This window comes from Rhodoferax sp., assembly GCF_012927445.1.
Taxonomy (GTDB): domain Bacteria; phylum Pseudomonadota; class Gammaproteobacteria; order Burkholderiales; family Burkholderiaceae_C; genus Rhodoferax.
On the sequence record NZ_JABBPD010000007.1, the window covers coordinates 525,578 to 540,434 of the forward strand.

The 14,857-nt window shown below is 50.6% G+C and carries 8 protein-coding genes; 1 reads left to right on the forward strand and 7 read right to left on the reverse strand.

Translation table 11 applies throughout. From position 1 onward, the window contains the following. The first annotated feature begins 43 nt into the window (after nucleotides 1–43). Complete coding sequence (locus tag HHJ17_RS14265; RefSeq protein WP_296506201.1) at nucleotides 44–1,969, forward strand: ATP-binding protein; 1,926 nt, start codon at nucleotides 44–46, stop codon at nucleotides 1,967–1,969. A gap of 30 nt (nucleotides 1,970–1,999) precedes the next feature. Here the strand turns inward: HHJ17_RS14265 and HHJ17_RS14270 are convergent, their stop codons facing one another. From HHJ17_RS14270 to HHJ17_RS14300, 7 genes are all read right to left on the reverse strand, one after another. Continuing rightward, the gene (locus HHJ17_RS14270) at nucleotides 2,000–4,279 is read right to left on the reverse strand and encodes a restriction endonuclease (protein ID WP_296506202.1); all 2,280 of its coding nucleotides are present in this window, start codon (nucleotides 4,277–4,279) and stop codon (nucleotides 2,000–2,002) included. Between the two features lie 151 nt (nucleotides 4,280–4,430). Then, on the reverse strand, nucleotides 4,431–7,451 hold the full coding sequence (locus HHJ17_RS14275; protein WP_296506204.1) for a DEAD/DEAH box helicase family protein: 3,021 nt from the start codon (nucleotides 7,449–7,451) through the stop codon (nucleotides 4,431–4,433). Between the two features lie 23 nt (nucleotides 7,452–7,474). Then, nucleotides 7,475–7,954, reverse strand: coding sequence for a hypothetical protein (locus HHJ17_RS14280; protein ID WP_296506206.1), 480 nt, complete (start codon nucleotides 7,952–7,954; stop codon nucleotides 7,475–7,477). Beyond that, complete coding sequence (locus HHJ17_RS14285; protein WP_296506224.1) at nucleotides 7,951–8,250, reverse strand: nucleotidyltransferase domain-containing protein; 300 nt, start codon at nucleotides 8,248–8,250, stop codon at nucleotides 7,951–7,953. The genes HHJ17_RS14280 and HHJ17_RS14285 overlap by 4 nt, the downstream gene beginning before the upstream one ends. 4 nt (nucleotides 8,251–8,254) lie before the next feature. Next, nucleotides 8,255–10,282: a site-specific DNA-methyltransferase gene (locus HHJ17_RS14290; RefSeq protein ID WP_296506226.1), complete on the reverse strand. Its 2,028-nt coding sequence runs from the start codon at nucleotides 10,280–10,282 to the stop codon at nucleotides 8,255–8,257. A 112-nt stretch (nucleotides 10,283–10,394) separates the two neighbouring features. Continuing rightward, a complete protein-coding gene (locus tag HHJ17_RS14295) occupies nucleotides 10,395–11,066 on the reverse strand; it encodes a DUF4391 domain-containing protein (protein WP_296506228.1) in 672 nt (223 codons plus the stop codon). Then, on the reverse strand, nucleotides 11,063–14,386 hold the full coding sequence (locus HHJ17_RS14300) for a helicase-related protein (RefSeq protein WP_296506230.1): 3,324 nt from the start codon (nucleotides 14,384–14,386) through the stop codon (nucleotides 11,063–11,065). Before HHJ17_RS14300 ends, HHJ17_RS14295 begins: the two co-directional genes overlap by 4 nt. Nucleotides 14,387–14,857 lie beyond the last annotated feature (471 nt).

Sequence of the window (14,857 nt, forward strand, 5' to 3'; positions counted from 1 at the left end):
TCTACGGTCTGTCGGGATTTGGCTTTTTGCCCAGACATGCAACTTGAAGCAGCAGATTTTTCTACCAGGAATCGTCGATACTGTCGCTTTCATTACAACAAAAATCAAAGGGGGGCTTATGAAACTTGCCGCTGTGATTATCGAAAACTTCCGTGGGTACTCTCAGAGCACTCGGATCGAGATTGGCGACCTAACAGCGTTTATTGGTAAGAATGATGCGGGCAAGTCAACAATCTTGGAGGCACTTGAAATTTTCTTCAACGACGGCAAGCCGGAGCGCGGTGATGTGTGCGTGTTTGGCACTCAAACCACTATCCGTATCGGCTGTGCCTTCAATAGCCTGCCTGTCGAGATGATCCTTGATGCGGCTGCTCGTACATCTCTCGCGGCCGAACATTTATTGAATGAAAAGGGGGAGTTGGAAATTATCAAAGAGTGGGACTCTTCGACCAAAACACCGAAGGAACTAGTTTTTGCGGCGGCTCTGCACCCCACTAACGCCGATGCTACCGACCTACTCACGCTCAAGAATGTCGAATTGAAAGCTAGGGTCAAAAAGCTTGGAATCGACGAGGCTACTGTGAACCTGACAATAAATGGGAGCATGCGCCAAGCCATTCGCGACGCTTGTCAGCCGCTAACACTTGAGCGCAAGCAACTCCAGCTTGACAAGGAAGACGCTAAAAAAGTCTGGGAGCAGATTAAGCTACAGCTTCCGATGTACGCGCTCTTTCGTTCGGACCGACCAAGCCAGGATGGCGATGAAGAGGTTCAGAGTCCGCTAAAGTTCGCGATCACGCAAGCACTGAAGGAAATGGCCGACGATCTGAAAAAGATAGAGGATGCAGTGAGACTGCGGGCTGAGGACGTTGCGAATCGAACGCTGGCAAAACTGAATGAGATGGACAGCCGCCTGGCAAGCGAGTTAAAGCCGTTCTTCAAAGCCGATCCTAAATGGGATGTTTTTAAATTCGGACTAATGGGGGATAACGATATTCCCATCAATAAGCGAGGGAGCGGTGTTCGCCGCCTTATTCTGTTGAACTTCTTTAGAGCCGAAGCTGAGCGGCGGCGAACAGAGAAAGGGGCGTTGAGTGTGATCTACGCTATCGAGGAACCGGAAACCTCGCAACATCCTGACAACCAGCGATTGCTAGTTCAGGCGCTCAAAGAACTCGCCGTAGATGAAAACACGCAAGTGCTGGTCACCTCTCATACACCAGGCTTGGCTGGTCTGCTACCAAGTGACAGTTTGCGATGTGTACGAAAACTGGCAGACAGCACAGCTGCAGTCACACATTGCGGCGAGGATGACTTAGCGGTTATTGCGAATGAACTTGGCGTATTGCCCGACGGGCGAGTACAAGCTTTAGTTTTCGTTGAAGGTACGAACGATATCGAATTTTTTGAACGTGTCAGTGCTATTCTTAAACTTGAAAATCCCGAAATCGTAGATTTCACCAGTGACAACCGCGTGGCTCTTGTGCCACTCGGTGGTGGCACTCTGAAACAATGGGTTGCCAAGCACTACCTGAGAAATCTGAATCTTCCAGAAGTTCACATATACGACCGCGACGACGCAACGCCGCCCCAGTACCAACCGCAATGCGATGTGGTCAATGCCCGTGCAGACGGGTCTTGGGCGGTCATAACGAAAAAGCGCGAGCTTGAGAACTATTTGCACACAGATGCGATTGCGGAAGGTCTGAACGGCATTGTGGTGACATTTGCCGATACGTGTGATGTTCCTCTGATCGTTGCGAAATCTGTTCATGAATCGTCTGGCAGCCCTAAACCTTGGTCTGACGTCTTGGCCGACGCAAAGGAACTTTCGGACAAGATCAGCCGGGCCAAGAAGCGACTCAACCGCGATGCTGCCGATAAGATGACATTTGCCAGACTAGCGCAAAGCGATGGCAATGGAGAGGTTCTGGGCTGGTTAAAAAAAGTCCACTCCATGCTTGTGTGATCGCCCGCCGCATGGGGGCGATAGGTATGGCTATTCATCGACATCACTGAACGTTGATCGTCCCCTCGGCGTAGCAGCAATCTTTGCTGGAGATACATCTGGCCAGCTTCCATGCTCCTCATCGGGCGATTTCTTTTTCGATACTTCAGTTACGGCTTCTTCGATTTCCTGACCCAACGAATGCAATGTGCTTTGAATTGATTCATCGTCCACAAAGGACTCACGCAACTGATCGATGAAGGTCTTGACTTGGTCAAATTGATCCGGCACGTCCTGGTCTGGATCAGCATCTTCAGCGATCGCTGCGATGCGGTCCGAAATGACATCATTGACTATGCCAACAAGTCGTATCCCCAGGCTAAGTAAGCTCGCAGGTTGGAATAGCCCGAGAACATCTTTCACATCTAGAAAGGACACGTCCATATTTTCAATCGCAGCGCGTGTGAGTTCGATTTCTGCTTCTGCTCGAACTTCATCGGGTAGGCGGTGGAGCTTGTGAACACGTGCCATAAATCGAATACGCTGATCATCCCAAATCTTCCAGTGGCTTCTTGCCTCACGAAGAAGTACGGTGGAGTCTGCGTCGAGGACTGCATGGATCACTCTGTCAGAGGCGCGAACGGTCAAGAACCCAAACAATAAACGGTTCAGATCCAGGATATTTGGGGCTTCGAGTAATCGCCGAACCAAGTGCCCTGACGCAGAGGCCGGGATGACCACTGCATCTTGAATTGATGTCGCGTCTTCGCATACGGTGTCCGTTAACAGTGTTTCAAGCTTGGCTCCTTGGACGTACAGCTCAACAAGATCGGGGCGTCTGCTCAGCATGCTGCTGATCGCATCGGTGAACGTCGGATGCACAAACCCCCAAATTTGTTGTCCTGCTTCCTGGCGGACCGATAAAAATGATTGCTCAAGTTGCGGTAGCGCCTCGGCAATTGCTCGTGGCGTCACGTCGTATTTCTCTGCGACCAGTTTGGTCGCATCACCAGTGAGCTCATGGGCCGGAAGTTTCCCTTGTCGCAAGAAAACCAAAGTCATTGCAGCTTGATGCGCATCGTCTAGCTCTAATATCGTTTGAACTAAGAACTCGGCAGGTTCCGCTACAAACTTGATCAGGTCCGCGGGAATCGCCTTCAATGCCCTTGTGAAGCTGCTATTACCCAGACGTCGAGCGATCTCAGGTAGCAGCCTTGAATTATTTGCAAGTTCTGGCAAATGCCTCTTGATTTGCTTCTTCCATTGAATAGTTTGATTTCCTGCTTTGATGTGGTTATAAATGATTTGCTCGCGTTCCTCGGGACTAAGCGTACCGAGGTCAACTACAGCCTTGTTATCCGCCAGAGCAGGCAGATTCCGAGTCCCTAGCTTGGGTTTTGCGCCAAACCAGATGTGGCTGCGCGAAGTCAGGATGAAGCGGTTGCCAAGCTCCATGGCGGCCTTGACCTTTGGCATGGCGCTTATCCAGCCATCTACGAAGTCGGGGCGTAACTGATTGGGACCAAATGCATCGTCGATCCAATACAGCCGATTCTTTTCGTAAGGATTCCAGTGGGCGGCAAGTTCAAGTGGGCCATCGCACTTTAAACACTCATGGCCCTCGCCATCCAAAGCTGTTGTCGCCAATATCGCAGCCAACATTGACTTCCCGGTCGCTGGTGCTCCAAGCAAAAGTACGATTCTCTGCTCTGAGAGTATACGAACGGCGCTCCGATGAGCTGCCGTAGGAACATATACGCGTAGGCTTGGTCGGAGGTGCCCAAGAAGTGCCTGCGTTTGTTGTGCGCACCGTTCGTCAAGGATCGTAGAAAGGTCGCCCAGACCGTATACCCGGGGCACGAGTGCTCTGAGGCGCGCACTGCCGCGAATCTGCTGCGTGAGCCATTCCCGGCCCAATACATGAGGTTCGACGACCCCTGCTTCCATCAGCTTGTCACGAATGGCTGCGGCCACCGGTGCATCGACACCTTGGCTTGTAATCAGGTAATAGATCGTTGCTCTTCCCGAAACCACAAGTTCTCGTACAGTACCCAACTCTGAATCAATATCGCAGGCTCGAAGTCGTATTTCAGCCTTGCTGCTGAACTTGCACTGAACAGTTGTCTCAGTTGTAGCTCCGCTCTTCCGCGTGAGGAAAACGGCATCCTGACCTCCGTCTTGAGCTTCTCTGTAGACGGAAACCGTGATGCCCCAAGTCTCAGCGCAAACCTGAGCACAGAGGTCCTGAAACGCCTTCCATCCCAAGGTGTGAATTGCGAGATCAGCCACTGATCCTTGAGCTTGCGGTGCAGATTTCGCCATGACGTTCATTACGAATTTCGAAAATAACTCAGCTTGCCAAACAAGAGTGAGTGGTTGCGCGGTACAAGCTGAGTTTTATCGATCATCAGCGGCCTCGCGATTTGGTCACTATGCTGAGGAGCTTGGCTTTGCGTGTATTGAATCACCTGTTCACCTACTGTCACATCACCAAATCCATCAACTTCCCATAACCATCCACCACGTCATACTTCACCTGATCTGACGTGATCTTGGCGAAGAATTTGCGGGCGCATTCGATCTTGCTTTCCTCAATCTTTCGCAAGTCCATGCTGGACATGGAGCCCTTGGTTTCGGCGACAAAGTACACATGCTTGACCTTGCCTTGCTGGAATGCAATGGCCCAATCAGGGTTGTAGTTGCCCACTGGGGTCGGAATGAAGAAGCCACGAGGCAGCTTGGCATACACCACCACTTCGGTGCTGGCATCCAGTTCTTTCACGAAATCGCGCTCATTTTTGGAGTCGGTGAACACGTAGTCGTAAATGTGATGGTTCGCTTTGACCGCCTTGCTGAAGTCTTCCTTCGGCTTATCCTGCGTGAAGATGTCCATGTCATAGGCATCACCGGTCGGATCGTAGGCAATGTGCTCAACGATCACGGTGGCCTTTTGCTCGTTCATCAACCGAGCCGCTTTCTGCATGAAGTCTTCCGGGTTGGTTCTGTACTGGCTGAAAACGGCTTTGTTGATGCCCTGCAACACCGCCGCTACAGTCACCCGCGTAAGTTGTGTTTCACCGGCCAGGCGACCGATCAAGTCGTACTTCACTGCCGAATGGGCTGATGCACGGTGGAAATCAGTTTTTGACTCTGTCACTTTGAACGACTCACCCTGTTTGAGCGCATCGTAAGTGGCATCGTCAGTTTGCTCACCGATCACCACGGTGTATTGCAGCGGGCTGACTTTAAGTTCCTTTTCAAGCGCCTTCACACACTTGGTCACCAGCTCTGGGGTCTCAAAATGGACCGTGTAGGCCGCCTTGCGATTGATACGGTTCCAGAGTTCCTTGAATTCCTGCTTTTTGAAATTGTCATTTAGCGGGTTGGTTTTAGCTTTGCGGTCATCACTGATGTCGGGCAGCTGGGCATCACTGAACACGCTGTCGATCAAGCTCAGCACCTGTTCGGCGTAAGGCGCCAATTCAGGTGGCAGATCCGCCAGTTGGCCTGTTTTCTTGGCTTCGTGATAGGCCGGTGAAATCTTGTCGCTGTTGTCGGTGTAGTCGTTTTTTGCCAGGTAACGGTAAATTAGCTTCGCCAGTTGCGGTGTCACCGCCACATCACCCGCCGCCGTTTTCAGAACCTTGCCTGCGAAATAAGCTTCGTCCGCAATGCGTGGCCGCTCTGACAAACCATCGCTAATGTCACGTTGCAACGCCGTCACAAAGTCTTTGTAGCTCTCACTGGCCACCACCGTCAGCACGTTGACCTGGTGTACCGTGGCCGGGTTATCCATGCGGTCACCGTTCTGGTTCACCGACAAACGCAAGCCACGTCCCACTTCCTGACGACGGCTGACCGTGTTGTCACTGTGCTTGAGGGTACAGATCACAAACACGTTGGGGTTGTCCCAGCCTTCACGCAGTGCCGAGTGTGAAAAGATGAAGCGAACCGGCTCCTCAAACGACAGCAACCGTTCCTTGTCCTTCAAGATCAAGTCATACGCATCAACATCGTCCGTTTCCGTTGATTTCTTACCCGTTTCCGGGTCCACCATGCGTTTGGTTTTCTTGTCGATGGAGAAGTAGCCGTTGTGCGTTTTCGTGGTGGCAATGCCCTTTAGATAGCGGTTGTAAGGCGTGTCTTCCAGTGTCAGCACCTCATTGAGTTGCTGGTTGTACTCTTCCTCAAACATTTGGGCGTACTCACCCGGCTTTTCACCCGCTTCGTCATAACTGCGGTATTTGGCGACCGCATCAATGAAGAACAACGACAGCACCTTGATACCCTGGTTAAACAGAGCCAGTTCTTTCTCAAAGTGCGCCTTGATCGCCTCACGAATCTGAATACGCCGCAGGGCGGATTCACTGACATCCCCTGTGGCTTCACCGGCAATCAGCTCATGCCCATTGGTAAAGCTCACCGTATTGGTCAGGGCGTTGATGTCGGCCACCACAAAGCCTCTGTACTGGTCAAGCCCTTGGGACACATCAAACAAATTGTCATTGCGAGAGAGCTTGCGCAGCACGCGCTTGATGCCTGTGTTTTGTTTGATTTCCAGCTCTACGCGTGCCACCGGGGCACTGGTGGAGATTTCAATCGACTCCAAATACAAATAGGCATTGGTGCCGGTCAGGCCCTTAACCGAGATGCCGCGCACATTGATTTTTTTGACCAGCTTCTGATTGAATGCATCCAGTGCGTCTAGGCGGTGAATTTTGTTGTGTGTCGTTTTGTGGGTGGCTGAATAGCGCAGCACCGCCAAGGGCTTGAAGTTGACCAAAGAATCCAGCGTTTTGCCGCCTTCCATCTTTTGCGGCTCGTCCAGGATCAATACCGGACGGTTGGCACTGATGACGTCAATGGGCCTGCGCGACTGAAAATCGTCCAGCTCTTCGTAAATGCGTCGTGCATCCTTGCCTGTGGCATTAAAGGCCTGCACATTGATCACCATCACATTGATGCCTGCGTCGCTTGAATAGCTCTCCAGGTTGTGCAACTGGCGGGAGTTGTAAATGAAGCAACGAACACGCTTTTTGTAGTCATCCAAAAAGTGCTCTGCTGTGATTTCCAGCGACTTGAACACCCCTTCACGAATGGCAATGCTGGGCACCACCACAATAAACTTGGTCCAGCCAAAGCGCGCATTCAGCTCAAACATGGTTTTGACGTAGCAGTACGTCTTCCCGGTGCCGGTTTCCATCTCCACATCAAGGTTGAATTTGCACACTTTAGTGGTGACCAAGGCGGTAGAGAGTGGCAGATTTTGTCTGCGCTGCACCGCATGGATGTTTTCCAGCACCTGACCGGGCGTCAAGGCAATGTCAGAGTTCTTGAAGCCACCGGTCTCAAGTGCAGCCATTACTTGACCTCGGGCGTCTTCAGTGCGACCGGGATCAATGCGGTATTCAATGCCGGTGAATTTGGGTTGTCCGGCAAAACAATCAGCTACGGCCTCAACGGCATTGGTCTGATAGGCCTGTTTTTTAAATTTCAGTTTCATGTGGGTTTTAAAGACGTTATGGCCTATGCCTGCAGCAAGCGTTGTGCTTCTGCGACGCAGCGTCTTGCAGCGGTCACCAGGGCCGGTACAAAAGCGTGTCCGCTACGCAGCGCACTGGCCAACACCGCTAAGTCTTCAATGTATTCATGCACCATCTGGTTTCTGAGTCGGCGCATTTCCATCCAGCCATCGGCGGACTCAATGAAACCAAACTTTTCTGCTTTGTCCAGGTTGTCAATGGCAGGACCGGTTTTCTCTGCCAAAGCGGTCAGCAAGGCTGGCAGCAGCTTGTCGCCTACGGTGTCTTGCAAACGTCCAAAACGTGACACAAACGCATCCAGCCGTTCCGCCAGAATCGGGTCAGCTTCAATTTTTTGAGCATCTTCAATCGTGAACAGGTTGCCAAACAAACGACCATCGGTATCGAGCAAGTGCTGGCACTCTTTGTCGGTCACACGGGCCAGGAATTCGAGGCGAGCTGTCAGTGAGGGTGTGATTTTCATAAACGAATGCCTTCAGCAAGTGCGATGGAATGAATGGGTAAGTGCATCAGGTTGGGCGCTTTAATCAGCACGTCCACCTTGCGGCCATACATGGCACGTGACACCTGAGCAGCTAAACGGGCAGAGAGTTGAGCCGGTTCAGTTACTGGTGCGTCCAGTTCCAGCAGCAAGTCCACATCGCCCCCCTTGGCATCGTCACGGACACGTGAGCCAAACAGCCAGACCCGCGCCGAAAGACCGGCAAGCTGGGTTGCGCTGGTGCGAATGGCAGAAATTTGTGTAGAGCTGAGGCGCATAGGGCTAGATCGTTTTGACTTCGGTGCTGGGCGACATGAGCTTGAATATTTGCTCGACGTTGATTTTGACGCTGTCACTGGAAAAACCAGCATCACGGAACACCGCTCGCAGAGGCGAACGTTTAGCCAGCAGCTTGACAAAGTCTTCGTTGATATCTGTCTCAAAGCAAGCTGCCAGTGCGTTGCCATCGACAAAGAACACCGGTTTGCCTGCAATGGTTTCCTGTGCAATCGGTAGCGCCAAGTCAACACCCCAATCCAGCAGCACCTGGAACAGCAGGTCTTCAGAGGTTCGATCTGCGCGTATGTTGTCAACCATCCCAGCCAATTGATCTTGCGATATAGCGTCAGGCGTGTAGTACACCTCGTTCATGTTCGAGTTGTCAATCTTTAGGACGCGGAAACCAATATCTAATGATGCCAGTGCCATTTGACCACTGGGGTCGTTAACAATTGCAGAGCCTGATAAACGGAGCCTTTCTTTACTAATTTCACAAATATTTAGTGAAAGGGCTTTACTGTTGAGATAATCAATTGCATTTTTTACTACCTTCTTGCTCAGTCCAGTTGCCACCTTGTAAGTTGAATTCAAATCTTCTGGAAGTTGAATCAATATAAATCTACAGTTGCTATTCTGAGACATATTTAGATTAAGAACAGAATGTCCTGTCGTAGCCGAGCCTGCAAAAAAATCAATAACTAAGTCGTCATTTTTGATGCCTACAGCCTTCATCAGTTCGGTCAATACCGATTCATCTTTTGGATTTGTAAATATATTTAATCCAAACAGAGATTTCAGTCGTTTAGAGGCAGCGCGACCATCTTTAAAGAGAATGCTTGTTAAGCTCTTATATTCAGTTTCTTTAAGATGAATCTTCAGGCATGGGACCGTTGTCTCATCGTCACCAAAATGGACAAGTTTTTTACTAATTAAATCTAACAAATTTTCTTTTGGACAAAACCAACCACGAGATGGCGGCTTTACCGTTTTCTTCGTTATTGGATGTTCAATATCGTAGACGTATTGTCCAACGTTCGGTCCGGAAATATCTGCAGGAAAATAAACACCTTTTCCATCCATCCATGAGTAATGTTTACTGGAGTAGATCGGGTTAGATTCTGGAAATTTTTTATACCAACTCAAAGCCTCACTATGAATTTCTCTCCAATTATCCCCGTGCTTAATCTTAAATCCTTCAAAGGCTTTATAAATTTCATCTATTCCCTCCTTCTTTTCCTCCCATTTCCCTAGATTTCTTGATTTTGTTTTTACAAAAAATAGCAAATATTCATGTTGAATTGAAATATATGCTTGGTCATTCTTGCTGCTATTTTTCCAAATTATTTCGCCTGCGAAATTTTCTTCTCCAAATATTTCCTCGCCCATTCTCCGTAAGTTATGCACTTCATTTTCATCAATAGAAATGATGATTAATCCATCATCACGGAGAAGATTTCTTGCCAGCTTCAATCTTGAATACATCATGCTCAACCAGTCGGAATGACGGCGACCATTAGTCTCTGAGCTAGCAACTAATCGATTACCAGCGTGATCTTTCTGATTGGATTTTCGGAAATAGTCTTCGGAGTCTTCTGCAAAATCATCCGCATATATAAAGTCATTCCCTGTGTTGTAGGGTGGGTCGATGTAGATCAGCTTGACCTTATTCAGATAGGTTTCCTGCAACAGCTTGAGCGCGTCCAGGTTATCGCCTTCAATAAACAGATTTTTCGTGGTGTCAAAGTCCACACTTTCCGCACGGCAAGGACGTAAGGTCTTGGCAATGGGTGCATTGGCCGTCAGCAACGCCTCACGCTTACCGGGCCAATTGAGTTGGTAACGTTCCTGTGGGCCCTCCACAATGCTGGAGGACAGTTCCTGACGCAGTTGGTCAAAGTCAACGCTGCGGCTCAACTGGCCTTCTGAATCCAGTGATTCGGTGACGCAGTTGGGAAACATGTCAGCGATTGCAGCCAGCTTGTCGATATTGGCTTGCGTAATGTCAGGGCTGTGAAGTTTGAGTTTTTGCATGGCGAACGGTTGTCTTTGACGAATAGGCACTAAAAAGGCTTCTAGTCCTTATGGATAGTGCGTAAGAAGCTATTGAAAATATAGCTGCATCTTGAAGCTGATGGAGACATTTTCATGCAGCCAACGAATCAATGGTTTGTTGCAGATCGCGCAGTTCGGCGTTTAAGGCGACTTTGCGGTTGAACTGCTTTTCTTGGGCTAAGCGGGTGGCTATTTTTTGGGCTTCAAGTTGCTTGGTGGACAGTGCGGACAGTCGATCCAATTGCTCCCGCAATGATTCATCCTTACGAGCAGGCACAGCCAAATGCTGGCGGATCAATTGCTCGTACAAACCTTGCAAGTCCAGCGCCATTGGCAAACCGGGTCGAGCCAGGCTGTCGATTTGCCACGGTGTCGCATGGTAGTCGCCTACCACCCACTGACCGGGGTTGGCTTCACTAGGGCGCTTGAATGCCGCGACAGCTTGTGTGCGGCCTTCAAAGCGTAGATTGAACAGCATGGGCCGAGGCATGGCTTTGTCAACGCAACGCAACACGGCATGGTTGAGTTCTGGGGTTTTCAGCGTCAGCTCGAACACGTCGATTTCTGGCACAGATGGTCTGGAGGGTAAGTTGATGGTTTCAGGGGCGAGCTTGTAGGCCCAGGTGATTTGCTCCACCTGCGCAACAAACAGGGCACGCAAAGCAGCGGTCGGCTGGGTGTGTGCGTAGATCTTGTTCTTTGGCACGGGTCGGTTGACCGCTGCCTGCAGTGGCCATGCAAATAGAGCGCTTGCCTGACTCATGCCCGTTCCTGAATCACCAAAAAGCTGACCAACTCGAAATCATTCAGTCCCGCAATGGTCTTTGTCAGGGCCGTGGTCTTTCCGGGTGAAAACAGGCTGTCAAGCTCTTGGTCTTGTTCCCGCTCGATCATGGAGTGAATCGCCTGATCCAGCAGGTTGGAATACACCTGCATGTTGCGACCATCATCCGTGGCTGCGTTGAACGGCACACAAGCATCCACAACAGGTGAGCTGCGCCCTTTACAGGCGCTTCGTGCCAAGTCCAGCAGGCGTTTGACTTCAGTGTGCTGCGTGATGATGTTGCCGTTATGCCCGATATAGACCAAATAGAACGGGTGCAGTCGGTTGTGCTGCGGTGTGCTGGCACCGGATTGAATGCCGCTGTTGACCCCAAGCTGGCGGTTTTTCAGGGTAAAGATGACGCCAGGCAGCAAGCCTTTGTCGACATCGGCTGGGACAACGGCATGAAGCCCATTGGGCAGACGGGACAGGTCACCATTGGTTTTGACGTAGTTCAGCAGGTCCATGCGAAAGTCATTCAAGCCAAGGTCGGTGATGGACACCCCGGTTTTCAGGTCTTCCATTTCAATGACTTCTTCTTGCAAACGACGCAATTGTTCTTTGCGGTAGGCCACGTCGTTGGCTTGGGCTGACAAAACGTTGTCATCGCCCGTGGCGGTCACGTCGGCAATCATCATGCGGCTTTCGACCCGCTCTTTCAGCTTGATGTATTCGTCAAGGGAGATGTCAGGCCAGTAGTTGACCAACTGAATACGAGCGTTGGGTGACCCAATGCGATCCACACGACCAAACCGCTGAATGATACGCACGGGGTTCCAGTGAATGTCGTAGTTAATGACGGTGTCGCAGTCCTGCAGATTTTGGCCTTCTGAAATGCAGTCGGTGCCAATCAACACATCAATCTCACCCGGTTCGTTGGGCAGGATGGCTGCCTTTTCTTTGGCACGAGGTGCAAACAGCGTGAGCATGGTTTGAAAGTCGATGCCCTGACGTGGGTTCACCGCCAGCTTCAATGTGGTTTTGGGTGTGTCTGAGCCTGTCACTTTGCCTGTATGCAAGCCATGTTTTTGAAACAAGCCGTCTGCCAGGTTGTCGTACAGGTAGTTGGCTGTGTCGGAAAATGCCGTGAATATCAGCAGCTTGCGGTTGCCGGGATTGATTGGGTTGGCAAGCTTGTGCTCAATCTGTGCTTTCAGGTGCTGGAGCTTGGCGTCTTCAGCAGGGGTAATTTTTGCCATCTCTTTGAGCATGGCTTCAATCACGTCCAGATCATTTTGCAGGTCATAGCCCCATGACGGCAGGTCCATGTCACCCAAGTTAATTTGGACTTTGCCACCCGTGCTGTGCTCACCGGCATCATCCAGGTCGGGCAGGTTTTCGTCATCAAAGTCAGCGTCTTCATAGGCGCTTAGCGTGTCGTCAATGGTGGCGGCCTTGCCGCTTTGCTTGAAGCTGGCAATTTTGGCTAGTGCTTTTTGGTGGTTTTTTTGCAGGCTTTGTAAGGTCAACCGGAATGATTCAACCGAGCTTTCCAGACGTTTGAGCAGATTCACGGTCATCAACGCTTGCAGGCTTTTCTCACGGTCGGCCTGCTTGAGCTTGCCGCCACCGCCGCCCACACTGGTGTCGTACATGTCTTCGTATTTTTTGATGCGGCTGGGCAGGATGTAACTGACCGGTGCATACACCGCCAACTTCAACATGGAGAGGCGGTTAAAAATTTCATTGAAGCCAATGACATCTGTGCGGTGTGTCAGTGGGCAGTGAAATGACAGTGGCTTCAAACGTTCAGGAAAATTGCCAATGTCCTTGGTGTCATAAAAGGTTTCGATGTGCTTGCGTGAGCGGGCAATGGTGACGCTGTCCAGCAGCTCGAAAAAGTCAAAGTCCAACGTTCGCAAAATGGCGTCGGCCGTGCGTTCATCCGGTGGCAGCTTGGCCCAATTGTTGAAGACGGTCTGCGCTCGACGGAATATCTCGTCAACATCTTTTTCTGTGCGCAGCTTGCCGCCCAACTGTGACGCATTGCCCTCATACGCCAAGGCCAGCTGGTTGCGCAGGTCGTTAAAGCGGTTGTTGACCGGCGTGGCCGAGAGCATCAATACCTTGGTTTTGACCCCTTGCTTGATGACGGAGTTCATCAGCTTCTGGTAGCGCGTTTCCTTGTCTTTGTACGTGTCGTTGTTGCGGAAGTTGTGCGACTCGTCAATCACCACCAGGTCGTAATTGCCCCAGTTGACCCGATTCAGCGGCATGCCAAATGATTCGCCTGTCGTGCGCTGGAGGTCGGTGTGACACAGCACGTCATAGTTAAACCGGTCTTTGGCGAAGATGTTGGTTTTGAGGTTGCGGTTGTAGGTAAGCCAGTTGTCGGCCAGCTTCTTGGGGCACAACACCAGCACAGAGCGGTTACGCAACTCGTAATACTTGATGACAGCCAGGGCAGTGAAGGTTTTGCCCAAGCCCACACTGTCGGCCAGAATGCAGCCGTTAAACGTCTCCAACTTGTTGATGATGCCGGTGGCGGCATCGCGTTGGAAGTTAAAGAGCTTTTGCCAAACCAGTGTGTCTTGGTAGCCGGTACGGTCGTTGGGCAGTACGTCTTCAGTGAGGTCTTCCAGAAACTCATTGAAGATGTTGTAGAGCATCAGAAAGTAGATGCGTTCAGGCGAGTTTTCTTGGTACACCGAGGCGATGTGGTCGCAGACACGGGTGGTGACGTCTTCCAGCTTGGACGGATCGCTCCAAATTTGGTCAAACAGACTCAGGAAAATGCCGGTGTGTGCGGGTTCATCAAACTTGTTGACGATGTTGGAGACGGCATCACCATGCTGGTAACCCAAGTCCACTGCCGTGAAGCCATGCAAAGGCATGTAAACGGCTGATTCCGACTGTTGTTGCACCGCCGCGAACTGTTGCATGGGTGCGGTGCCACGGTTGCTACGGAAGCTGGCTTTACGACGCATCCAGTCAGCACACTCTTTGGCAATGGCCCTTTGGGTCATCTTGTTTTTGAGCTGGATTTCAAATTCAGTGCCGTACAGATCACGTTCCCGGTCAGTCTTGGGAATGTGGAACTCGCGTCGTTCCTTCTTGGCGGCATCCGTGACGGCATCTGCGGCGAAGGTGGGGGCTGTGAAAATGAAGTCAAACGATTCAACCGTTTCCAGCTCACGCTTGAGGGCTTCGAAGGCGTAGATGGAAAAGCAAGAGGCAGCAACTTTCAGGCGTGCGCCAGGCTTGATCGACTTTTTGAAGTCATCACCCAGCAACTCATTGATGTTGTCGATTAATTTCATTTTTCTAAGACTCCCTGACCACCGGTCATTGAGGCATCTTAACCAGCAAAGTTGCCTTACTTTGGACTCAAACGAGCGCTCTCCAGCAGCCTGAGCATGCTTGGCTGTGAAAACCAATATGCAACATGGACTGGCTGAGCACTTAGCCCACGTCGGCAGCTGCGTTCAGGATAGGTGGAAACACTTCATAAGCCATTTTTCTGAGGCCATATATCGGCCTGAAGGATGGACTTCTCTACGGTTATAGGTCACGAAAATGAAGTAAATATCTGAGCAGATGATTTCATAATCCTGGAGACTGTTTTATTGGTGTCAATATCTTTAATTGCTAGCGCTGAAGTGTTATTTCATTGCTTTTGCATTGAAGAGGTTTTGTTTTATTATTGGTTTGAAGGTATTCTTATTATAGTAGGCTGGTATTGCATGTTTTATGGTATTGAGTTCATATAAGAATCGTCTAAAACTTCTAGG

What these genes read in the sequence shown, in the direction of transcription:
- HHJ17_RS14295 (WP_296506228.1), bottom strand. Translation starts at nt 11,066, where the DNA reads ATGAGTCAGGCAAGCGCTCTATTTGCATGGCCACTGCAGGCAGCGGTC.
- HHJ17_RS14285 (WP_296506224.1), bottom strand. Translation starts at nt 8,250, where the DNA reads ATGCGCCTCAGCTCTACACAAATTTCTGCCATTCGCACCAGCGCAACC.
- HHJ17_RS14300 (WP_296506230.1), bottom strand. Translation starts at nt 14,386, where the DNA reads ATGAAATTAATCGACAACATCAATGAGTTGCTGGGTGATGACTTCAAA.
- HHJ17_RS14275 (WP_296506204.1), bottom strand. Translation starts at nt 7,451, where the DNA reads ATGAAACTGAAATTTAAAAAACAGGCCTATCAGACCAATGCCGTTGAG.
- HHJ17_RS14280 (WP_296506206.1), bottom strand. Translation starts at nt 7,954, where the DNA reads ATGAAAATCACACCCTCACTGACAGCTCGCCTCGAATTCCTGGCCCGT.
- HHJ17_RS14290 (WP_296506226.1), bottom strand. Translation starts at nt 10,282, where the DNA reads ATGCAAAAACTCAAACTTCACAGCCCTGACATTACGCAAGCCAATATC.
- HHJ17_RS14270 (WP_296506202.1), bottom strand. Translation starts at nt 4,279, where the DNA reads ATGAACGTCATGGCGAAATCTGCACCGCAAGCTCAAGGATCAGTGGCT.